Annotated in this window: 19 protein-coding genes (1 of these 19 cut by a window edge); 4 read left to right on the top strand and 15 right to left on the bottom strand. The window is 61.2% G+C overall.

All coding sequences use genetic code 11. The annotated features are described in order from the left end of the window. The first annotated feature begins 21 nt into the window (after positions 1-21). From NBG89_RS12865 to NBG89_RS12850, 4 genes are all read left to right on the top strand, one after another. Entirely contained in the window at positions 22-888 is an 867-nt protein-coding gene (locus tag NBG89_RS12865) for an ABC transporter permease (protein WP_431320287.1), read from the top strand. Continuing rightward, entirely contained in the window at positions 888-1,697 is an 810-nt protein-coding gene (locus tag NBG89_RS12860; protein WP_431320286.1) for an ABC transporter permease, read from the top strand. The genes NBG89_RS12865 and NBG89_RS12860 overlap by 1 nt, the downstream gene beginning before the upstream one ends. A gap of 12 nt (positions 1,698-1,709) precedes the next feature. Then, a complete protein-coding gene (locus tag NBG89_RS12855) occupies positions 1,710-2,471 on the top strand; it encodes an SDR family NAD(P)-dependent oxidoreductase (RefSeq protein WP_431320285.1) in 762 nt (253 codons plus the stop codon). Positions 2,472-2,574: 103 nt separating this feature from the next. Then, on the top strand, positions 2,575-3,750 hold the full coding sequence (locus NBG89_RS12850; RefSeq protein ID WP_431320284.1) for a M20 aminoacylase family protein: 1,176 nt from the start codon (positions 2,575-2,577) through the stop codon (positions 3,748-3,750). 75 nt (positions 3,751-3,825) lie between these two features. Here NBG89_RS12850 and NBG89_RS12845 read toward each other — a convergent pair whose 3' ends face one another. From NBG89_RS12845 to NBG89_RS12775, 15 genes are all read right to left on the bottom strand, one after another. Next, a complete protein-coding gene (locus NBG89_RS12845) occupies positions 3,826-5,616 on the bottom strand; it encodes an adenine deaminase (RefSeq protein WP_431320283.1) in 1,791 nt (596 codons plus the stop codon). Continuing rightward, positions 5,613-6,533, bottom strand: coding sequence for a nucleoside hydrolase (locus tag NBG89_RS12840; protein ID WP_431320282.1), 921 nt, complete (start codon positions 6,531-6,533; stop codon positions 5,613-5,615). Before NBG89_RS12840 ends, NBG89_RS12845 begins: the two co-directional genes overlap by 4 nt. A 4-nt stretch (positions 6,534-6,537) precedes the next feature. Continuing rightward, positions 6,538-7,563, bottom strand: coding sequence for an ABC transporter ATP-binding protein (locus NBG89_RS12835; RefSeq protein WP_431320281.1), 1,026 nt, complete (start codon positions 7,561-7,563; stop codon positions 6,538-6,540). Further along, entirely contained in the window at positions 7,556-8,335 is a 780-nt protein-coding gene (locus tag NBG89_RS12830) for an ABC transporter permease (RefSeq protein ID WP_431320280.1), read from the bottom strand. The genes NBG89_RS12835 and NBG89_RS12830 overlap by 8 nt, the downstream gene beginning before the upstream one ends. Next, on the bottom strand, positions 8,332-9,159 hold the full coding sequence (locus tag NBG89_RS12825; RefSeq protein WP_431320279.1) for an ABC transporter permease: 828 nt from the start codon (positions 9,157-9,159) through the stop codon (positions 8,332-8,334). Before NBG89_RS12825 ends, NBG89_RS12830 begins: the two co-directional genes overlap by 4 nt. Positions 9,160-9,219: 60 nt before the next feature. After that, on the bottom strand, positions 9,220-10,242 hold the full coding sequence (locus tag NBG89_RS12820) for an ABC transporter substrate-binding protein (RefSeq protein ID WP_431320278.1): 1,023 nt from the start codon (positions 10,240-10,242) through the stop codon (positions 9,220-9,222). 19 nt (positions 10,243-10,261) lie between these two features. Continuing rightward, a complete protein-coding gene (locus tag NBG89_RS12815; RefSeq protein ID WP_431320277.1) occupies positions 10,262-11,287 on the bottom strand; it encodes a LacI family DNA-binding transcriptional regulator in 1,026 nt (341 codons plus the stop codon). A 156-nt stretch (positions 11,288-11,443) separates the two neighbouring features. Next, the gene (locus NBG89_RS12810; RefSeq protein ID WP_431320276.1) at positions 11,444-12,868 is read right to left on the bottom strand and encodes an efflux transporter outer membrane subunit; all 1,425 of its coding nucleotides are present in this window, start codon (positions 12,866-12,868) and stop codon (positions 11,444-11,446) included. Between the two features lie 165 nt (positions 12,869-13,033). Next, positions 13,034-16,129: an efflux RND transporter permease subunit gene (locus NBG89_RS12805; RefSeq protein WP_431320275.1), complete on the bottom strand. Its 3,096-nt coding sequence runs from the start codon at positions 16,127-16,129 to the stop codon at positions 13,034-13,036. A 44-nt stretch (positions 16,130-16,173) separates the two neighbouring features. Next, positions 16,174-17,391, bottom strand: coding sequence for an efflux RND transporter periplasmic adaptor subunit (locus NBG89_RS12800; protein WP_431320274.1), 1,218 nt, complete (start codon positions 17,389-17,391; stop codon positions 16,174-16,176). A gap of 137 nt (positions 17,392-17,528) precedes the next feature. After that, on the bottom strand, positions 17,529-18,131 hold the full coding sequence (locus tag NBG89_RS12795) for a TetR family transcriptional regulator (RefSeq protein ID WP_431320273.1): 603 nt from the start codon (positions 18,129-18,131) through the stop codon (positions 17,529-17,531). 102 nt (positions 18,132-18,233) lie between these two features. Then, on the bottom strand, positions 18,234-19,178 hold the full coding sequence (locus NBG89_RS12790) for a phosphoribosylaminoimidazolesuccinocarboxamide synthase (protein ID WP_431320272.1): 945 nt from the start codon (positions 19,176-19,178) through the stop codon (positions 18,234-18,236). Between the two features lie 81 nt (positions 19,179-19,259). Then, positions 19,260-21,011 (bottom strand): SLC13 family permease, encoded by a 1,752-nt coding sequence (locus NBG89_RS12785; RefSeq protein ID WP_431320271.1) that lies wholly within the window; start codon positions 21,009-21,011, stop codon positions 19,260-19,262. Between the two features lie 99 nt (positions 21,012-21,110). Then, the gene (locus NBG89_RS12780; protein WP_431320270.1) at positions 21,111-21,806 is read right to left on the bottom strand and encodes a phosphoribosyltransferase; all 696 of its coding nucleotides are present in this window, start codon (positions 21,804-21,806) and stop codon (positions 21,111-21,113) included. A 4-nt stretch (positions 21,807-21,810) separates the two neighbouring features. Beyond that, on the bottom strand, positions 21,811-22,296 hold the 3' portion of the coding sequence (locus NBG89_RS12775; protein WP_431320269.1) for a pseudouridine synthase. The gene runs 321 nt beyond the window's last position; the window shows 486 of its 807 coding nt (coding positions 322-807); its start codon lies off the right edge, out of view — the gene reads right to left on this strand; it ends in the stop codon at positions 21,811-21,813.

Genomic DNA, 22,296 nt, shown 5'->3' with positions numbered 1-22,296 from the left:
ACCAACCAGCGAACCTCCAGAATGGCTCTGTCACCGGACACCAGAAAACGCCTGATCACCGCTGCGCTCGTTGCGCCGGCAAGCGCATGGCTGTTCGTGTTCCTGGTCTTGCCGTTCATTGCAATCGTAGTCTTTTCCTTCGGCGAGCGGGCGCCGGAGGGTGGCTACCAGATGGCATTTACTTTTGCCCAGTTCGCCAATCTCGCATCCCGTGCGGTGGCCTTCAAGAATACGCTGGTGCTTGCGCCGATCGGGGCCTTCGTTTGCCTGTTGGTGGCCTATCCGGTCGCCTACTACCTGGCGGTGAAGGCAAGTCCGCAGCATCGACTGTTGCTGGTGTCACTTGTCGTGGTGCCGTTCTGGACCAGTCTCCTCGTTCGCACCTATGCGTGGATGTACATACTCGGTGCACGCGGCATCCCGCATCTGCTGGAGTTCGTCGGTATCGAGAACGTGCGCCTTCTGAACACGCCGGGCGCGGTCCTCCTCGGTATCGTCTACGGCTACCTGCCGCTGATGATCATGCCGATTTATGTCAGCCTGGAGAAGCTGGACCGGCGGTTGCTGGAAGCTTCCGCGGACCTCGGAGCAAGACCGCTATCAACTTTCTTCGGTATAACGCTGCCGCTGTCGCTGCCGGGCGTGATGACCGGCGTGGCGCTGGTCACGATCCTGTTGCTCGGTGAGTACCTGATCCCGCAGTTGCTGGGCGGCGGCAAGGTGTTCTTCATCGGTAACGCCCTGGTCGACCTCTTCCTGCAATCGCGCAACTGGCCATTCGGCTCCGCAATCGCCGTCACCCTCGTTGTCGTCGTCGTCATCGTGCTTCTCGTCGCCATGCGCATTGCCTGGCGCGTCGCGGGCACCCGCCAGGTGGATCTTGTCTGATGCGTGGGCTTGTTACGGCAGTCTATCTGTTTCTCTATGCGCCGATCGCGCTGGTGGTCTTGTTCTCGTTCAATGCGGGGCGCAATGCCTCGGACTTCACGGGCTTTTCCACGCAATGGTACGGTAAGGCGCTCTCCAACACCTTTCTCATGGAAGCTCTTCAAAACAGCCTCGTCATCGCGCTCACCAGCGCGGCACTCGCGGCTATCTTCGGCACGATGGCTGCGCTTGGCATGGAGCGACTTGGCGCCCGGACGCGAGCGGTGTTCGATGGCCTGTTTGCCGCTGCAATCGTCGTTCCGGGCGTCGTGATAGGCATCGCGACGCTGGTCGCCCTCGTTGAAGTCTTCGGTTTCATCAACCCGGCCCTGGCGGCGATCTGGCCCGGCGACCAACCGCCGAAGCTGACGCTTGGCTACGGTTCGATCATCGCCGCACACGGGCTTTTCACCATGGCGCTGGTGACAATGATCGTGAAAGCCCGCATCGCCAGCCTTGGGCGCGATATCGTTGAAGCGTCGAGCGATCTTTACGCGACGCCGCTGACGACCTTCCGCCAGATCGTGCTGCCGCAGATCCTGCCGTCGATCCTGGCGGGTTTCCTGCTCGCTTTCACCTTCTCCTTCGATGACTTCATCATCGCGTTCTTTGTCGCGGGGTCGAACACGACGCTGCCCATCTACGTCTTTGCCTCGATCCGTCGCGGCGTGACGCCAGAGATCAACGCGATTGCCACCATGGTGCTCATCGCATCGCTTGCCCTCATTCTCATCGCGCGTTTCCTGATGCGCGAAAGGACAACAGCATAAGTGGGAAATACCATGATCCTCAAGAACCGTGTTGCAATCGTCACCGGGGCAGGGTCCGGCATCGGTCAGGCCGGCGCGCTCGTGATGGCGAAAGAGGGCGCCCATGTCATCGTCGCTGACATCGACTTCATGAATGCCGAGGAGACCGTCAGCCGCATCCGTGGGCTTGGCGGCAGCGCTGAGGGCATTGTGCTTGATGTGACCGACGATAATGCACTCGAGGCAGGTATTGCCGGGGTGGTCGAGCGTCACGGTCGCATCGACATCCTGCACAACCATGCCGGTGCGCAGGTCGCCGGCGATCTGGAGCAAGTGGCGATCGACGGTTTCGACAAGTCCTGGAGCCTGAATGTCCGTGCACACTTCATGGCGGCGCGCTTCGTCATGCCTGTCATGAGGAAGGTAGGCAAAGGCGTCATTCTCAACACCTCATCCTCGTCAGGCGTTCTCTACGATCGCGAGATGATCGCCTATACGACAACAAAGCATGCCGTTATCGCCATGACACGGCAGATAGCCGGCGATTACGCCAAATTCGGCATCCGTGTGAATGCGCTTTGCCCCGGCTGGGTGGACACGCCTTTCAACGAACCCTTTATTGCCCAGATGGGCGGGCGTGACGCGATCGAGGCCTATATTGCCGAGAAGGTTCCACTCGGGCGCTGGGCAGATGTGTCGGAAATCGCCGAGCCGATCCTCTTCCTCGTGTCGGACCGCTCCTCTTATATGACGGGTCAGATCCTGGTCGTCGACGGCGGCGAGACTGTGGTCTAACCCGGTTGAGCAGGTTGAATTCTTAGGCCAACTGTTAAATAACAGATGGACTATGACGGGCGCCGTTCTGGCGCCCGCTTGCATTTACAGGACATCGAGGCTCATGCCCATTCCCGCCCGGATCGAGCACGATCTACGCTTCCTGACCGAGCTGCGTCGCGATCTGCACGCCCATCCCGAGCTTGGCTTTGAGGAGGAGCGCACGAGTGGCATCGTCGCGCAGCTATTGGAAGAGGCAGGTATCAAGGTGCATCGCGGCCTCGGTGGCACCGGCGTTGTCGGTACGCTGCAGGTCGGCAACGGGACACGGACGATCGGATTGCGGGCGGATATGGATGCGCTTGCGATGCCGGAGATGGCGGATCGTCCGTATAAATCCAAATTTGCCGGCAAGATGCACGCCTGCGGGCATGACGGGCATACCACAATGCTGCTTGGCGCAGCACGGCATCTCGCGGCAACACGCGACTTCTCCGGAACCGTGCATTTCATCTTCCAGCCGGCCGAGGAGGGTAGGGGCGGCGCGCGCAAGATGGTCGAGGCGGGACTGTTCGAGTTGTTCCCGTGCGATGCCGTCTACGGCCTTCACAACATGCCGGGCCTAGCCGTCGATGAGATCGCCGTGGTCGAAGGTCCCCAATTGGCATCGTCGGACAGTTGGCGTATCACCTTCCGCGGCGTCGGAACGCATGGTGCCAAGCCGCATCTCGGCAAGGATCCGATTACGGCTGCCGGCACGTTCCTGGCGTCGTTGCAGACGATCGTCGGGCGTGTCGTCGATCCTCTGCAGCCGGCGGTCGTCAGCGCCTGTTCGCTGCACGCCGGTGACCCCAAGGCGCTGAACGTCATACCCGATATCGTCGAGATCGGGGGGACTGCCCGGGCCTATTCGCCCGAAGTCCGCGACCAACTAGAGGAAGAGATCGGCCGGCTTGCGAAGGGCACAGCGGCGATGTTCGGCATTGCGGTCGACTACCAGTTCGAACGGCGCATCCCGCCCGTCGTCAACAGTAGCGACGCGACCGCGCGTGCGCTCGGGGCGGCGAGTGCTGTCTTCGGGAAGAAGGTGCGCACGAGTTTCCCGCCCTCGACGGCAGGCGATGATTTCGCCTTCTTCGGCCAAAATGCGCCTGGCTGTTATGTCTGGCTCGGGAACGGGCCAGCTGTCGATGGCGCCCTACACCACAACACCGCGTATGACTTCAACGACAATGCGATTGGCTACGGCGCGGCCTTTTGGACAGCGCTTGTCGAGCGCGAGCTGAAGGCTGCGCAGTAAATCACTGGCTTGCTGGCCTGATAATCTATCGGCGTTGTCGAGCGTAGCCGCGGGAAGGGCGCCCGGATGCGGCGGTTACCATTCGCGCTCGAGAATCTCGATCACCGGGTTCTCCAGCACCTTTCCGGTCGTCACATCCGCAATGCCGCGATCCGTCTGATGCGGGCCGACATTGCAGGCAAGCGTTGCGCCAAAGCAGGCCTTGAAAACGAGGTAGGGCGGCTTCCAATCGACGATCATCTCCATTGCCTTTCGGATCGCCTTGAAGGAGGCGGCTGTTTCTTCCAAGGACGCCTCGGTGATGAGGCCGGATACCGGCAGCGACAGATGCGCTTCAACCTGGCCGCTTCTCACCACGGCCATGCCGCCGCCCGCGGCGATCACCGCATTGGCAGCGACTGCCATGTCGCCCGCGTTGCCGCCGAAAACGGTGAGGTTGTGGCTGTCGTGGGATACTGTCGTACAGAAGGCTCCCCGCCATGTTCCCCAACCTGTGAGGAAGCCGACACTCGGCCGGCTGTCGGCCTTTCCGTGCCGATGAGCGACCGCGATCATGGTGCTTTCGGCCGGAGGTACGACGAAACCGTCTTTGACGACGGTCTCCGCCTCGCCCCATTGCGTGAAACGGGGACGGTCAATCGTGGCGACGCGAACGCGCCTGCCGGTGGTGGGAACCCTGAAGTCATCTTCCGTCAGGGCCGTCAGCTTGACCGAATTCTGCAGCGCCACAGTCTCGAACGAGCGCAACTGGGCGTTCATTTCGCCTGATGTCGAGACGATCACGCCGTTGGCGATGACGGCCTTCGTGGCGAAGCCAACGAGATCTTCGAAAAGCACGACATCGGCGCGTCGGCCGGCGGCAATCAAGCCAAGATCCGAGCGCTTCAATCGCTGTGCTGCATTGAAGGTGGCGGCTCTCAACGCCCATTCCGGCTTCATTCCATAGCGGACGAGCCGGCGGATGACATCGTCTAGGCCGCCGCCGTCCTTCAGTTCGTCCGGGAAGACGTCGTCGGTGCACAGCGTGACCGTCGATGGCAGATGGCCGATGCCGCTGAGCGCCGTTACGAACTCCTGCAGCAGATGGTCATGCGAGCCGCGCAGTTCGATGGTCAGCCCGGCGGCGAGCTTTTGCAGCAGGTCCGCGCTGGAGGTCAATTCGTGATCGGAGCTGACACCGGCGGTCATGAAGGCGTTCAGGTCCGCGCCTTCGAGTCCGCGCGCGTGGCCGCAGACCAGCTTTCCCGAAGCGAGGCCGGCATTCACAATGTCGGTCATGCGTGGATCGCCGTCGATGACGCCGCGCATGTTCATCACTTCCGCAACGCCCCCAATGCCCGGCCACAGCAGCATTTCGGCGATGACCGATGCGTCGAAATCGGCGCCGGCGACTTCAAGCCCCGGAGCGGAAGGAACGCAGGAAGGCGCAAGCACGATCGTGCGGAGCGGCAGGCAGCGAGACGCTTCGATCGCCCAGCGCACGCCGTCGAGACCATGCACGTTGCCGAACTCGTGCGGATCCCAGACAACGGTCGTGACGCCGCGGGGAACGACGGCTGCCGCATAGGCGGCGGGCGTCACCATCGAGCTTTCGATGTGCATGTGCGTATCGATGAGGCCGGGTGAAATGATGCTGCCTGCTGCATCGACGGTTTTTTCCGCGTCGGTGCGGCTACCCGGCGAGTGGACGCTTGCAATCAGCGGCCCGACGATACCGATGTCGGCCTCGCGGATCAGCCCGGTGACGACATCGAGCAGGCGTCCGCCCGAGATCAGGATATCGAAGGGTGCATCACCGCGCGCGGCGGCGACGGCACGGGCGCGAAGCGCCGGATCGTCGAGATCTCTCGGTTCTGCGACGCTCATCGGCTGGCCTCATCGATCAGTGCGCCGAGGATCAGGCCACAGGCCTTTTCAGCGTCGATGTCGACGGCGTATTCAGCGTTGAAGGTTGCATGCGTCGCTCGGGTCTCGACCACCGTGCGGCCACGCGTATGCTGGCCCTGCAGTTCGGCGTCGATCCGCGCAGGACGGAAGGTAACGATCTCGGGCGCGACGAAGGCGACGGCGGCGGAAGGGTCGTAGATCGCCATTCCGGGCCTGCCGCGGCTCGTGCCGATGCCGATGTAGCCGTCGAGCACATCGGCGAGCAGCGTCGCATTGGCACCACCGGCGTTTCGCACCGGGCCAACGTCGTCAGGCGTTGTGATGACCTTGCGGCAGAGATCGAGGTCGACCATGCGCAGCGGCAGATTATGGGCGAGAACGATGGCGAGCGCTTCCGGGTCGGCCAGCGCGTTGAACTCGGCGGATGCCGTGTGATTGCCTGCAGTGACGGCGCCACCCATCCAGGTCAGTTCTGTAATGCGGGCGGCGAGGTCCGGGCGGGCCAGCGTGAGGGCCGCGAGATTGGTCAACGGACCGAGCGCCAGGATCCGGCGCGGGCCATCGGTCTCCAGCCAGCGACAGAGCGCGGTGAACGCGTCGCTTTCCGGCAAGGCTTGGGCGACCGGCAGGCCCTGGCCTGATGTCGGAATGCCGGTTTCACCGAGGATCGCCCGCGCAGTCTCGAGCGAGCCGAGCACGGGCAAGGCGCGGCCGCTGTGGATCGGGAAGGTCCAGCCGAAGGCCTTGGCGGCGCCAGCGGCGTTGACGCGCACCTGCGACAGCGGTGTGTTGCCGAAGACGAGCGAGATGCCCGATATGTCGAGCTTTGCGTGGGTCACCACGAGGATCGCGGCGATATCGTCAAAGCCCATGTCGGTGTCGATCCAGACGCCCATGGATTTACCTATAGCGTGAGAGGGGCGCTGCCGCGGCAAGCGGCAGGTCAAAGGGAAGCGTGGAGCCGATCGTGTGCGTCGGCAACCCGGCATCGACCTCGGCCTTGATAGGCCCAAGTGGTGTGTCGAGCAGATATTCGCGAGTGTTTCCGGCAAACGAGGTGCCGCGCACGGTGCCTTGGTAAGGGCCTGAACCGAGGTTCACCATGCGCGGACGCCAGGCCAGGCCGTTTGCGGCCTGCGGCGCTGGACCGGCAAGCTCGACTGATGTGTTGGATGTCGCGAGCTTGCCGTTCTCCAGCGCAAAGACGTTTTCAAAGCCGACGAAATCGGCGACGAAGGCCGAGACGGGCTTGTTGTAGATCTCCTCCGGCGTGCCGATCTGCTCGATGCCGCCGTTCAGCATCACTACGATCCGGTCGGCGAGAGCGAGCGCCTCGATCTGGTCGTGCGTGACGAAGATCATGGTGACGCCCGTTTCCTTCTGGACGCGCTGCAGCTCTGCCCGCATTTCGAGGCGCAGGCGGGCGTCGAGGTTGGAAAGCGGTTCGTCGAGCAGGAGAACCTTCGGCTCCATGACCATGGAGCGGGCAAGGGCCACACGCTGCTGCTGGCCGCCAGAGAGTTCGGCTGGCTTACGATCAGTAAACTTGGCAAGGCCGACGGATTTGATGCCGGCGCTGACCTTTGCATCGAGATCCTTGCCGCCGATACCCTTCAGGCGCAGGCCGAAGGCGACGTTTTCATAGACCGTCAGATGCGGGAAGAGGGCGTAGGACTGGAAGACGAGGCCGACATTGCGCTTGTTGGGAGAAACGCGGCTGATCTCGTCTCCGTCGAGCGTGATGCGGCCGGATGCGGGGGCAAGCAGGCCGGCGATAGAGCGCATCGTCGTCGTCTTGCCGCATCCGGAGGGGCCGAGCAAAGCGACGAGCTCGCCCTTGGCGATCGACAGGTCAAGATCCTTCACCGCGACCGTATCGCCGTAGGCAAGCGTCAGCTTGTCGAGTTTGAGATAGGCGTCAGACATAACGAGAGAATCCCAGGAAGCGTTCGGCAAGGAAGACGATGCCGATGGAAAGAAAGGCGAGCAGCGAGGAGAGTGCCGCGATCGACGGATCGTAGGTGGTCTCCATGTAGCCCAGCATGTCGATCGGCAGCGTGCGCACGCCGGGACCGGAGAGGAAGAGCGAGACCGGCACCTGATTGAAGCTCGTCACGAAGCCGAGGATGAAGGCAGCCAGGATGCCGCCACGGATATTCGGCATGACGACGCGGAAGAAGGCGCCTGTTCGTGAGGAACCGAGCAGGACGGCTGCTTCCTCCATATCCGAGCGCAGGTTATTGAGGCTGGCTGAAACGACGCGCACGGCGTAGGGCAGCACAAGCGCCGTGTGCGCCGTGAAGAGAGCCAGCGTGATGTTAAAGCCGAATGGCACGACGAGATAGCGCAGCAGCGCCAGACCAACGATGATGCCGGGCACGATGATCGGCAGCGATACGATCGTGCGGACGGTTTCGCCAAAGGGCAGCTTGTAGCGCGACAGCGCATAGGCGGCGGGAATGCCGAGCACGAGCGCTGTCAGCGTGCCGAAGACGGCCAGGAACATCGACATGGCGAAGCTCTCGCGGAAGCTGTCGATGGTGAAGACCTTGGCGACCCACCTCAGGGAAAGCCCCTGCGGCGGAAACGCGAGCGTGTCGCCGGCGGAGAGCGATGCGGCGATGATAATCAGGAACGGGCCGATCAGGAAGATCAGTAACAGGCCGAGAACCAGCGGAGAAAGAATACGCGCGGTCATCGTCTGTTCCTCGCCGTGGCAACGCGCTTGAGCAGAATGTTGGCGGCAAAGCTCATGACGATCAGCATGAAGGCGATGACGCTTGCTGAGACGAAGTTGTTGGCGACCGATACCTGCTGATAGAGCAGCGTTTCCAGCATCAGCACCTTCGACCCGCCAAGCACCGCGGGCGTGATGTAGGCAGTCAGTGATCCGGTGAAGACGAGCGTGCCGCCGACGACGAGGCCCTCACGGGTGAGTGGCAGAATTACCTTCCAGAAAACCTGGAACCAGTTGGCGCCAAGCACGCGGGCGGCGGGAATGGCGTCCTTCGGCATATTTTCGAGAGCGCTGATGAGCGACAGGATCATCAGCGGCAGGAAAAGCTGCAGCAGGCCGATGAAGACGGCAGTCTCGGTGAAGAGCAGGCGCAGCGGGCCGTCGATAAGGCCGAGGCCCTGGATGGCTTGGTTGACGATCCCGGTGCGGCCAAGAATAACGATCCAGGCATAGGTGCGGGCGACCGGTGAGATCATCAGCGGCAGGGTTACGAGGCCGATCATCCGGCCCTTGCCCTTGGGCGGCAGGTTGACGATCGCGAAGGCCGCGGCATAGCCGATGATGGCGGAGACTGCCGTTACCTCAAGCCCCAGGCGAAAGGTCCGCAAAAAGACGGTGCGGCTCAGCGACTCGGAAAAGAAGCTGGTGTAGGCGCCAAGCGTCCAGTTGCCGTCGATGCGGAAGCCTTCGGAGAGGAGGACGACGACGGGCAGCAGGAAGACCAGCGCGGCAAAAACTGCTGCGGGCAGGGCAAGCGCCAAGGCTTCTGCGCGGTTCTGAAACATGAAAGGACTTTCGACGGATGGAAGGGCCGGCTCCGGCAAACTGCCGAGCCGGCCTGGAGACTACTGGCCGACCTTCTCGTTCCATTCCTTCAGCCAGGCTGCGCGGTTGTCGAGCGCGGCTGCGGAGGGGATAAGCTTCAGGCTCTTGGCGGTTTCTTCGCCATAGGTCAGGTTGTTGGCGGCCTCCTCGGACAGCTTGACCTCCTTGTTCGCCGGGCTGTCGACCAGCTTTTCGGCAAGCTTTGTCTGGATCTCGGTGGAGAGCCAGAAGTCCATGAACTGTAGGGCCAGGTCGCGATTCTTGGAGCCCTTGGTGACGACCATGACGTTCATGCCGCCGGTCTGGCCTTCCTTGGGTGTTGCCCATGCGACGGGAACGTCGAGCTTGGTGAAGCCTGCCCAGGAGAAGCGGCCGATCGGTGCTGCCCAGATTTCCTCCTGCTGCATCAGCTGCACGAGCTGCGAGGACTTCTCGTAGAAGGTGACAACCTCGTCCTTCTTCTCGCCCAGCGCCTCGATCGGCGCCTTCAGATCAGGGCTGTCGTTGCCGAGTGCCTGGCCGAGCATGTAGAGCGCCGGCGGACCCTGGTTGGTGGTGACGTTCGGGAAGGCGACGTGGCCGACATATTCCGGCTTCAACAGGTCGGCCCAGGACTCGATCTTCATCTTGTCGGAGCGATAGGCGATCGAGGTGGCGTAGAAGGTGTAGCCGACGCTCATGCCGTCGCCGTTCGGGTCCTTGGCGAGGTCGTAAAGCTTGCCGAAGTTGGAGAGCTTCGAGGTGTCGACCTTATCGATCAGATCCTTGCGGGTGGCCGCCAGGGCATCGGCCATGGAGACAACTGCCATGTCGATGACGGGGTTCGCCTTGTTGGACTCCATCTTGGCAAGACGCTCGACGCTGTTGCCGGTCTCGACGACCAGCTTGCAGCCGCACTTCGCCTCGAAGGGGGCGTAGACGATGGTCTTGAAGTCATCCTGAGCGAAGGCATAGACGGAAATCGTCAGCGTCTTCTCCTCTGCCTTTGCGGCGAGGGGCGACAGCACCAATAGCGCGGCCGAAGCGATAAGGGCATTCTTCATCTCAGCTGTTCTCCGTCTGTCAGGATATTCTTGTCGGGTCCGCCGGTCCGGAGGACTGGCGAACGATCAATTGCATCGGAACGCGGTCGGTCTCGGATGTAACAAGCACGCCCTCGCGGCTACCGCGCGTCTGTATGGTCCGCAGCAATGACGAGATGGCAATTTCCGCGATCGTGTGCATGTCCATCGCCACCGTGGTCAGTGGCGGGGTGATGACCGGTGACCAGATGAGGTCATCGAAGCCGGTAACGCTTGCCATGTTGGGCACGTCGATGCCGTCTCGCTGCAATTCGGTGAGGGCTCGCAGCGCTTGCAGGTCGGAGAGCGCGGCGAACGCCGTAAAGCCCTCACGCACCTTCTCAGCGAGGCCGAGGCTGCATCCGCTGCCGTTTTGTCGCTCTAACGTCTCGATCCAGAGGGTTGCCGAACTCATCCCGGCACGGAGACCCGAACGGATTCCGCTTGCTCGGTCATTCTGCACGTTCGAACCGGGATTATTGCCGATGATGAGGATACGTCGGTGTCCAAGCTCGGCCAAATGTTTGGCGATCACCCAGCCGCCTTGCATGTGATCGGCAGCAACCGTGTTGCCTGGTGTGGAGGCCGTATCGATGACAGCAACTGGACAGGCGGCGGCGGAAATTCGAGTCGCGCGGCGCGGTACGATCACCATGCCTTCGACGCCGCGCTCAATCAGCCGGTTGATCGCTTCGGTCTGGGTGGTAACGTCGCCTCGGGAGTCGGCGATCAGGACGCCATAGCCGGCAGCGCTTGCGGCGAATTCGATGGCCTGCGCGAGCTTGGGGAAGAGCGGGTTGGCGATATCTGGCAGTACAAGCCCAAGGACGCCGCTGTGACCAGTCCGCAGCGCGCGACCGGCTTGGCTTGGAACATAGCCGAGTTCGGCCGCATGTTCCTTGATCCTCTCCGCCAGCTGCTCGGAAACACGGCCCTTACCTGACAGCGCATTGGACACCGTCGCGACGGAGACGCCAAGCGACGTTGCAATCCTGCTCAGATTCGGTCCAGGTCGTGCTGAAGGCATGGTTTCCGACGTGCGTAGATTAATCGTTTAATCATGCGTATATCAGGCCATTGACCTTGTCGAATCCAAAGTTGCCACCATGCTCACTTATCCGCATTGAAGCGGTGACAGTAATAAAAAAGCCCCGCAAATGCGGGGCTTCTTGTCTCATGTTGCTCAGCTTGCCTTGGGGGGCGCGGTGGTCTTGGGAGCGCCCGGATTGTAGCCGCCGCCGATGGCGACGTTGAGCGAGACGTAGTCCTTGGCCATCTGCTGGATGGAGGCGGCGAGACTTGCCTGAGCGAGCGACACCTGGCGCTGCGCGTCAAGCACGTCGAGGAGCGAAGAGGCGCCGTCCTTGTAGCTGGCGGTCGACAGCTCCAGGGTTTCCTGCGTCGTCTTCACCTGGGCGCGTAGCGCTTCCACAGTCTGGGCATCGCGGCGCACCGCAGTGAGCGCGTTCTCGACCTCTTCGACGGCGTCCAGCACCGTTGACTTCCAGGCGAGATACTGCGTCTTGGCATCCGACTTGGCGATATCGACATTGGCGCGCAGGCGGCCGCCATCGAAGATCGGCAGCGTCAGCGTCGGGCCGAAGGACCAACTGGTCAGGCTGCCGCCGGAGACGCCGGCCACCTTGGTGTAGGTCGGCGAGATCGAACCCGACAGGGTGATCGTCGGGTAAAGCTGCGAAATCGCAACGCCGATGTTGGCGGTGGCGGCGGCGAGATTGCGCTCGGCGACGCGAATGTCGGGCCGGTTGCGGATCAGGTCAGCCGGGACGCCCGAGGCAATGCCACCGCGGAAGATCGGCTGCGGCGCACCCTTCAAGAGTTCGCCGAGCAGCGATCCGGCTGGCTGGCCAAGCAGCGTGGCGATGTGGTGCGCGGCAACGCGGATATTGGTTTCCAGACCGGGGATTTCAGCCTGCGTCGACTGTACCAGACCTTCGGCCTGGACGACGTCGAGGCGTGAGGCAGCGCCGGCCTCGAGCTGGAACTTGGTCAGCTCGTAGGTTTCCTGACGCGACTTCAGGTTGGCGCGCGACAGTGCCAGACGCTCCTGGTAGAAGCGCAGGTCGATGTAGGAGTTCACCAGATCCTGCAGATAGGTGAGCTTGGCGACGTCGGCGCTGGAATAGGCGGCATCGAGGCTTGCCTGGGCGCTTTCCTTGGCGCGGCGGTACTGGCCGAACAGATCGAGCAGCCAGGAGACGTTGGCTTCGCCGGCACTGACGTTGGTGGCGCCGCCAGAGGCGCTTAGCTCGCCCATCTGGCCGCTCGTGGTGTGGCTGGCACCGACCAGCAGGCTCGGCAGCGAACCGGCGCCGGCCACGGTGACGTCGCCAGCGGCCGCATTGATGCGTTCCAGCGCTTGCAGCACCGAGAGGTTCTCGTTCAGCCCCTGGCCCACCAGACCGTTCAGTTTTGTATCACGATAAGCCGTCCACCAGGCCGCCGTCGACACGTCGCCAATGTCCTTGGCGCCGCCCTCGCTGAACTTCGCCGGAAGCGGCATCTCCGGAGGTACATGATCCGGGCCGCTGACACAGCCAGCGAGCAAAAGCAGAAGCGCCGGAGAGGCAAAGCGAAAAGATGCCATTAAAATCTTCCTGTAACTCGACCAAAATCTATTCTTGTCAGAAGCCTTCATGGCTTCGCTATCGGCCGCGCTTCGCTCGTACGAGAAACACCATCCCGAAGCAGTTGGCGGCAATGTAACAACGAGTCTCATTTTCTCACAGTGCATTTATACAACACTCACGCTTCATTTTTGGGCCCGCGAGAAGACGCGGCGGATCACAACGAAGAACGAGGGCACGAAGAAAATGCCGAGAGCGGTCGCTGCAAGCATACCGCCGAGCACACCAATACCGATTGCGTTCTGCGCCGCAGAACCAGCTCCGGTTGCGATTGCCAGCGGCACGACACCCAGAATGAAGGCAAGCGATGTCATGATAATCGGGCGCAGACGCAGGCGCGCCGCCTCAAGAGTCGCCTCGAACAATCCCATGCCTGTTTCCATTCGGTCCTTCGCAAATTCCACGATCAGGATCGCGTTTTTCGCCGCGAGACCTATGGTTGTGAGCAGGCCGACCTTGAAGTAGACGTCATTCGCCTGGCCGAAGAGCGTTGCAGCGGCAAGGGCGCCGAGAACACCGACCGGCACGGCCATGATGACCGAGAACGGGATCGACCAGCTCTCGTAAAGCGCCGCAAGGCAAAGGAAGACGACGAGGACGGAGATCGCATAAAGCATCGGTGCCTGCGAACCCGACAGGCGCTCCTGGTAGGAGATACCCTGCCAGGCGACGGTATAGCCGCCGCCCAGCTGTTCCGTCAAAGCTTCCATTTCGTTCATAGCGTCACCCGAGCTCACGCCCGGCGCCGATGCGCCGTCGAGCGGGATGGCGCTCACTGCGTTGAAGCGGGCGAGCGTCGGGGCCCCCTTGACCCATTCGGTGCGGGTGAAAGCAGAGAAGGGCACCATTTCGCCGCTCGAGTTGCGGGCATACCAGTGATCGAGATCGTCCGGCTGCATGCGGAACGGCGCGTCACCTTGTACGTAGACCGGTTTGATCTCGCCGTTCAGCGTGAAGTCATTGACGTCGCGGCCGGTAAAGATGACCGAAAGCATCGAGTTGACCGCGGAGATATCGACGCCCATCGCGCCGATCTTCTCCTGGTCGATGACGATCTTCATCTGCGGCTCGACTTCCTTGTTGTTGCTGCGCAGTGCAACGACCTTGCCGCTGGAGTTTGCGGCCTGGATCAAGCGCTTCGAAGCAGCGTCCAGAGCGTCGGTGCCATGACCGCCGGTGTCGACGAGATACATGGAGAAGCCGCTCGAGACGCCGAGACCCTGGATCGCGGGCGGCAGCAGCGCGAAGACCTGAGCTTCACGGAAGGTGAAGAAGGTCTTCAGCGCCCGCGTCACGACGGCCTGCGCATGCAGGTTCGGATCCGTACGCTCAGAGAAGTCCTTGAGCTTCGTGAAAACGATGGCGCTGTTCTGGCCAGAACCGTTGAAGCCAAAGCCAAGGGCGCCAAAGACGGACTGCACGGCATCTTTCTCGTTCTCACGGTAGTATTTCTCGACCTTTTCGACGACGGCCTGGGTCTGCTGCGTCGTCGAGCCGGGAGGCGTTGTGACGATCGTCAGCAACACACCCTGGTCTTCCTGCGGAAGGAAGGAGCTTGGCAAACGATTGAACGAGTAGGCGCAGCCGACGCCGATCAGGAGGAAGACCAGCATGACACGGATCGGCCGCTTCAGCAGATAGCCGATGCTCCGGACATAGCCGTTGGTAGAACGCGTGAAGTTACGGTTGAACCAGTCACCGATCCGGTGCTTCTTGTGTTCGGTCACCGGCTTCAGCATGGTCGCGCAAAGTGCCGGCGTCAGGACGATCGCGACCAAGGCCGAAAGCAGCATCGCGGAGACGATCGTTACGGAGAACTGGCGATAGATAATGCCGGTCGAACCGCCAAAGAACGCCATCGGGATGAACACGGCGGTAAGGACGAGCGCGATACCAACGATAGCGCCGGTGATTTCGCCCATCGACTTCTCTGTTGCTTCGAGCGGTGACAGCTTCTCTTCCGTCATGATGCGCTCGACATTTTCGACGACGACGATCGCGTCATCGACGAGAAGGCCGATCGCTAGCACCATGGCAAACATCGTCAATGTATTGATCGAATAACCTGCCATGGCGAGAATGCCGAACGTCCCCAGCAGTACCACCGGCACGGCGATTGTTGGAATAAGCGTCGCCCGAAGGTTCTGCAGAAAGACCAGCAATACGATGAAGACGAGAACGATGGCTTCGATCAGCGTGTGAACGACCTTCTCGATCGACAGTTCGACGAACGGTGTCGTGTCGTACGGATAGGTGATTTCCACGCCTTCCGGCAGGCCGCGACCGATCGTGTCGAGGGCTGAACGCACACGGGCAGCCGTATCGATGGCGTTGGCGCCGATGGCGAGGTTGACGGCAAAGCCGCTCGACGGCTGGCCGTTGTAGCGGGAGGAGCCGCCGTAACTTTCCTGGCCAATCTCGATGCGCGCTACGTCGCTGAGGCGGACGGTGGAACCGTCCTTTTCAACCTTTAGAATGATGTGCTCGAAGTCGGAAACGGTGGTGAGCTGGCTCTGTGCGGTGATGGTCACGTTGAGCTGCTGACCGTCGACTGACGGCTGCGCGCCGAGCGATCCGACTGAAACCTGGGTGTTCTGCGCTTCGATTGCGGAGGTAACGTCGCCGGTTGTAAGCTGGTATTTGAGCAGCTTGTACGGATCGAGCCAGACGCGCATGGCGTAACCGGAGCCGAAGATGTTGATGCTGCCAACGCCTTCCAGCCGCTGGATCTGATCTTCGATGGACGTCGACATTATGTTGCCGAGGTCCACGGAATTGCGCTTGCCGTCTGTCGAAACGAGTGAGCCGACGAGCAGGATGCTCGAGGTCGAGCGGGTGACGCTGATACCGGCGTCAATGACGTCGCTCGGCAGCTGGGACTGGACTAGCTGGAGCTTGTTCTGGACCTGTACCTGCGCGATGTCGGGGTCGGCGCTGGTGCCGAACGTCAGCGAGATGCTGGCAGAGCCGGTCGACGAGGTCGAGGTCATGTAAGTCAGGTCGTCAAGGCCGGTCATGCCGTCTTCGATGATTGTCGTCACCGATTTCTCGACGGTTTCGGCACTCGCTCCGCGATAGGTCGCGTTGATGCGCACCGTCGTCGGCGCGATATCAGGATACTGCGAAATCGAAAGCGTAAAGATTGCGAGCAGACCGGCGAGCATGATCGTGATCGCGATGACCCAAGCAAAGATCGGGCGTCGGATGAAAAACTTGGCCATTGGCTTACTATTCCTGTGCGGCTCTGATCACGGTTCGTCGCGAATTACTTCGCGGCGGGCTTCTGCGCTTCACCGGATGCGGCCTGATCAGCGGGCACGACGATGCCCTCGTCATTGATTTTCATCGGCATTGGCTTGACGGGCATGCCTGCCGTAATCGACTGCAGGCCGCTGACGATCAGCTGGTCGCCGTCCTTAATGCCCTCGGTCACGAGCCAGGCGTTGTTCGAAGGCGATGCGTTTTCGAAAATGCGGGTTTCGGCCTTGCCGTCGGCAGAGACGAACTGCGCGGTCAGCTCACCATTCGCATTTCGGCTGGTGGCAAGCTGCGGCAGCGCGTAGCCGACCTCTGCGCCGAGCTCGAGCGTCGCGCGCACGTACATGCCGGGCAGGATAATATGGTCGGGATTTGGGAAACGCACGCGGATAATAAAGGTGCCGGTCGTCTCGCTGACCACGGACTTCGACATGTCGAGCGTGCCCTTCTGGTCATATTCCTTGCCGTTCTCCAGGATCAGACGGAAGGCGGCGTTGCCGGCATTGCCCTTGACTTCTCCGCTTCTGATCGCGTCGCGAAGCCGCAGCAGGTTGGTGCTCGACTCCGTCAGCAGGATATAGACGGGATCTAGCTGACGTACGGTCGTGAGCGCCGTCGTCTGGTTGGCCGCGACGACGTTGCCAACGTTATATGCCGTCTGGTCGATTACGCCATCGAATGGTGCAATGATCTTCGTGTGGTCGACATCGATTTCGGCGGCGGTCAGGGCTGCCTTTGCGGATTCGACCTCGGCCTGCGCTTGCAGAAGGTTGGTGCGCGCCGTCTCAAGCTCGATCTGCGTCGCGCCTGAACCGACAAGGCGCTGATAGCGATCGAAATTGCTCTGCGCGCTCGGAACGCTGGCTTCTGCCTTGGCGATGGCGGCGCGCGCCTGCGCAGCGGTTGCCAGATAGGGGGCATCTTCGATCTGATAAAGGACGTCACCCTTCTTGACTTCGCCACCTTCCTTGAAGGGGATCTCCTCGATGATGCCGCTAACCTGCGGGCGAATGTCGGCAATCTGCGAAGCTTCGGCGCGGCCCGGCAGGATCGTGGTGACGGGGAAGCTCGCCTTTGCCAGCGATATGACGCCAACCGGGGCGGCCTGCTGAGCGGCTGCACCTGTTGCACCGGCCGCGCCCTGCTTGTTACCGCTGTCGCTGCACGCGGCAAGCACGCCGCCGATGGCAAGAGCGGTAGAAACGAGGAAGATGCGCCGTATCATTATGGAATTCCTTGTGCGGTGGCGTCCGAACCGATGACCTTCATCAACAACGAGGCCGTTCATCGATCCAGCATCAAATGCCACTGGTCCGAATTTAAGAAAGACTTTACGAAGTGACGTAAGTTATGAATCGTCACTTAGCAAGCGCTATTTTGCAGTGCGGCATCGACGAAAATGACGATCTGCTTTGCGCGGTGGACAAGTGTGTCCTTGTCATCACGGGCGATTAGAACCGGATGTAGGACGCTCGCCAGGACATCGGCAACGGTACCGGCGGCATCTTCCGGGCTGCTGCAGTGGTAGCGCCCCTCGGCAATGCCCACCCGTATGATCTCGTCCAGCTTCCGAATGATGCGCTCCCTGTATCGATTGCCGGCCTCAAACTTGGCCTGCACCGTCATCAGGACCATTTCAAAGATGTAGGGGTTCTGCTGGATGTCCTGCAGGTGGCTATCGAGCAGGCGCAACACGAAGCGCAGCAGCTGCTCGTTTGGCGGCAACTCATCGTCAAAGGCGGCGAAGCGATCTGCTACGTCACCCAGATGGCGTTCCGCGATCGCATCGACGAGAGCGGTTTTCGAACGGAAATGTTTGAAGACGTTGGCAGGCGACATGCCGAGCGAGGCGGCAATGTCGGCAATCGAAACGGCGACGAAACCGCGTTGGCGGAACAACAATTCTGCCATGGACAGAATGTCTTCGCGAGTCTCTTCGGCCTTGCGTCTTGGCCTACGTGCCATCCATTCCCCCGCCGGCCCGAGGCCGGCACCTAGTTTTGCGAATGCTAGCGCCAACGACTGAAAGCCTGCAAGCCAATGTTGCAGGCTTCCTGTCCGGCGACCCTAAGTGAAGTAGGCGGAGAGATTTTTGCGGATGCGCTCGACCGGCGTTGCTCCGCTGTCATCCGGAACGAACTTTTGCGCCGTGATGCTCTCGTAGGCCTTGATGTAGACCTCAGAGGTCTGCTGGATCAACTCGACGGGAATTTCTGGGATTTCGTCCTTATAAGGATCGCAGCGCTCCGCGACCCAAGCGCGAACAAAGTCCTTATCGAAGCTTGTCGGGCGCGTTCCTGCCTCGAAACTTGACTGGTAGCTGTCGGCGAGCCAGTAGCGGCTGCTGTCAGGTGTGTGAATTTCGTCCGCGAGAATGATGTTGCCATTCTCGTCCGTACCAAACTCGTATTTGGTGTCCACGAGGATGAGCCCCCGCTGGGCCGCGAGTTCCTGGCCGCGTGCGAAAAGTGCCAGCGCGTAACGCGAAAGCGTATCCCATTGCGCCTTGGTCAAGAGTCCGCGTTCGACGATTTCGGCAGGCGTCAGCGGCTCATCGTGGCCGCCGTCGAATTCCTTGCTGGTGGGCGTAATGACCGCCGTTGGAAGTTTCTGGTTGTCGCGCATCCCGTCCGGCAGTTGCATGCCGTACATCTCGCGCTCACCCTTCTTATAAAGAGTGAGGATTGAGGTTCCCGTCGTGCCGGCGAGGTAACCGCGAACGACGATCTCGACGGGCAGGATATCGAGACGCTTGCCGATGACAACGTTCGGATCGGGATAGTCGAGAACGTGATTGGGGCAGATGTCCCTGGTCGCCTCGAACCAATAGCGTGCCGTCTGCGTGAGGACCTGGCCCTTGTAGGGAATGCAGGTGAGGATCCGGTCGAAGGCGCTCAGTCTGTCTGTGCTGATGATGATGCGGCGGCCGTCCGGCAGGTCATAGTTCTCGCGAACCTTGCCACGGTAATAATTTGGGAGCTCTGGGAAGTGGGCTTCGGAGAGGATTCGCACGGGCTCGACCATCCTTCTGCATTGATCGTGAAGTTTCCCCTGCTCTAGTTCCATCATCGGGGATGTCAAGCAAACCCGCTCCTAAAGCCAGAAGAGATAGACAAGAATCAGGGTAAGGCCATAGCTCAACACTGTCAGCGGTGCGCCGGCCTTCAGAAAGTCACTGAAGCGGTAGTTTCCGATCCCCATGGCCAAAGTATTGTTGTGGTGGCCGAAGGGTGTCAGAAAATCCAGCGAGGCGCCTGCTGCGACGGCGATCAGATAGGTAGATGGAGAGTGATGCCCGGTTGCTGCGAAGGCGACGGCGATGGGGCTCATCACGATCGCGACTGTCGCATTGTTGACAAAGGGCGTCAGGAGCATCGACAGAAACAGGACGAGCGCGACCCCCACGGCCGGTTCGGTCAGCGACACCATGGAACCGAGCGCTGCCGCGATGACCTGGGCGGTGCCTGTTGTCGCGACGGCGGAACCGATCGGGATCATCGCGCCAAGCATGATAATGATTGGCCAGTTGAGGTCGGCCATTGCCTGGCGGATGTTCAGGTAACCAAGGAGTGCCAGGACAAGCACGACGCCCGCAAACGCAATGTCAGGCGTGACGAGTTCGAAGGCCGTCGTGGCGACGCCTGCCGCGAAAATGGCAAAGGGCTGCCAAGATGATGCCGACATTCGGGATGGCGGCTGCGACGCCAGCGGCAGACACTCGCACTCCTCAAGCGCTTCAGCGATCGCCCGTTGCTCGCCTTCCAACACCAGAATGTCACCAATCGACAACTGCAAATCGCCAAAGCGCCCTTCTATCCGCGGTGAGCGCATCGAGAGGGCTGAAATCGTGACATCACGGCTGCTGAACACCTCAAGCGAACGCAGTCGCGAGCCGACCAACGTGCTTTCCGGCATGACGACGGCCTCGACATAATCCGGGCCGGCAGTGGCTGCGCTCGGATCTCGCTGCGGAAGCAAAGTTCCGGATGCTTGAAGCCCGTCAAATACGGTCTCGTCCGCCTCGGCCAACAGCAGGTCACCCGCCTCGACAACCAGTTTGTCGAGCGTGCCAAAGACAAATTTGTCATCGCGAACGAGCGTGTGCGGCTGCAGCGAGAATCGGCCCGGCAAGTCTGAGAGCCGCGCACCGATCAGCACGGAGCCCGCAGGGATATGTCGTTCCGTGATCCGTCGTCTCGGTGGGGAGACGGGCGCGGCGGAAAGCGCCTCTCCGTCTGTCTTCGGAAATAGCCGCGGCGCGAGCCATGCGGTCATGACGATGCCGATGATGGCGACCGGCAGACCGACATAGGCAAAGTCGAAAAGTCGAAAGCCAGTGCCGTTTGCCTCTGCCCAGGCGTTGCTGACGAGCATGTTCGCTGGCGTGCCGATCAGCGATACGATCCCGCCCAAGAGCGCAGCAAAGGAGATTGGCATAATCAACTGTCGTTTGGGGATCGCGAGCGCGTCACTCACGCGCAGCGTTGCCGGCAAGGCGATTGAAAACGCGCCGATGTCGTTCATGAATATTGAGATAAAGCCGGTCGCGCCCGACAATGTGGCGATGACCGCGATATCGGAAAACCTGGCCCGTACAAAAAAGTCTGCGAGCTGATCGAAAAGTTGCGCCCGTGCAAGGACTTGCACGATGAGCAGAATCTCGACGACGGTGACAACGACAGGACTGGCAAAGCCGGAGAAGACCTGTTCGGCGGAATAAAGATGGAGGGCATAACCGGCGAGCAGTCCAGCGATTGCAACCACCTCGATACGGAAGCGCTCCAATGAAAACAGGATCAGCATCGCGAGCAGGAGGATCAGCAAGGATGCTTGCTCGAACGTCATGGCTTGCCCCAGACCTCAGTCCATCGCGAGACTGTAGCGGTTCGGCTCGCGCTGTATAGAGCGAAATGTCGCAATCCGCGCCCCATGCCGACCTTGCGCTCAGACCGCAGACCGGCGCCAGGTGCCGGTCTCGGTCATCTCCAGCATTGGGGTGGAAAACACGCCCACTGTTCTTTCCCGCCATTGCAATCCGGCAGCATCCAGGGTCTTGCACCAGCGGCGTGACTGCAGCATCGCGGCACCGATCGCAACAGGCTCGATGCCGCAGCCGGCAAGAAGCCGCAACCCGGAAACGATCGAGGTACCGCTGGAAATGACATCGTCAATCAGGGCCACGCGTCGCCCCTCCAGGAGCGGCAGCATGCGGGGATCTATATAGAGACGCTTCTGCTGGGTGGGGGTGGTAATCGACGAGAGCGCCACGGACAGGTCGTCGCGGTACCAGAATTTTCGGGACGTCCCGAGCGGCACATATCGTGTGTGCCCCAGTTTCTGCGCTACCGCAGCGGCAAGCGTCAGCCCAAGTGTCGGCAGACCGGCGACAACCTCAACCTGGAAAAGCTTGAGCCTCTCGGCCAGAGATCGAGCCAGTACATCGAGAACCTCGAAGCTTGCCTGATTGATGATCAGAGAGGCCAGTGCTTGTTGTCCGTCTGCCAGTATGCGTACGGGCAGGCGAAGCTGCCGCCCGTCGTCCAGCTCGGCGACATAGGATGTCGAGAAATCGCCATCGCTCTCAAAGGTGCCCGCGGTGTGGATCTCCTGCCAAAACTCGTGCGCAGCCAGTTCCGTCATGCACTCAATTCCGTCTTGCCGTTTCCATACCTGCACTCCGGCGCAGTTCCTTCAATTCCGCATCCGTCAACGCACGCACTGCGCCCTTCGGCAGCTCACCGAGCGCCAGGCCACCGATCGCAACCCGCACGAGGCGAAGGCATTCGACATCAAGCGCTTCCAGCATGCGGCGGATCTGGCGATTGCGGCCTTCATCGAGTTCGACCTCGATCCAGGCGTTCTTGTCGCCGCTCCTCAATAGCGTTGCGGATGTTGCCTTCAGGACTTCGCCATCATGGCGGACGCCATAGGTCATCGCAGCCAGCATCTCGCTGTCCATGATCCGGTTGACCTGGACATGGTAGGTCTTGGTGACATGGGTGAGGGGATCAAGCAGTGCTTGGGCGAAGACGGTATCGTTGGTAAAGAGCAGCAAGCCCTCGCTCGCCTTGTCCAATCGCCCGACCGGCGAGAGATGTGGCGCTTGAAAGTCGTTGAGACAGTCGTAGAC

This window comes from Rhizobium sp. YTU87027 (assembly GCF_050644135.1).
Taxonomy (GTDB): domain Bacteria; phylum Pseudomonadota; class Alphaproteobacteria; order Rhizobiales; family Rhizobiaceae; genus Rhizobium.
The sequence above is the reverse complement of the archived record's forward strand: the minus strand, read 5'-3'. Positions and strand labels throughout refer to the sequence as shown.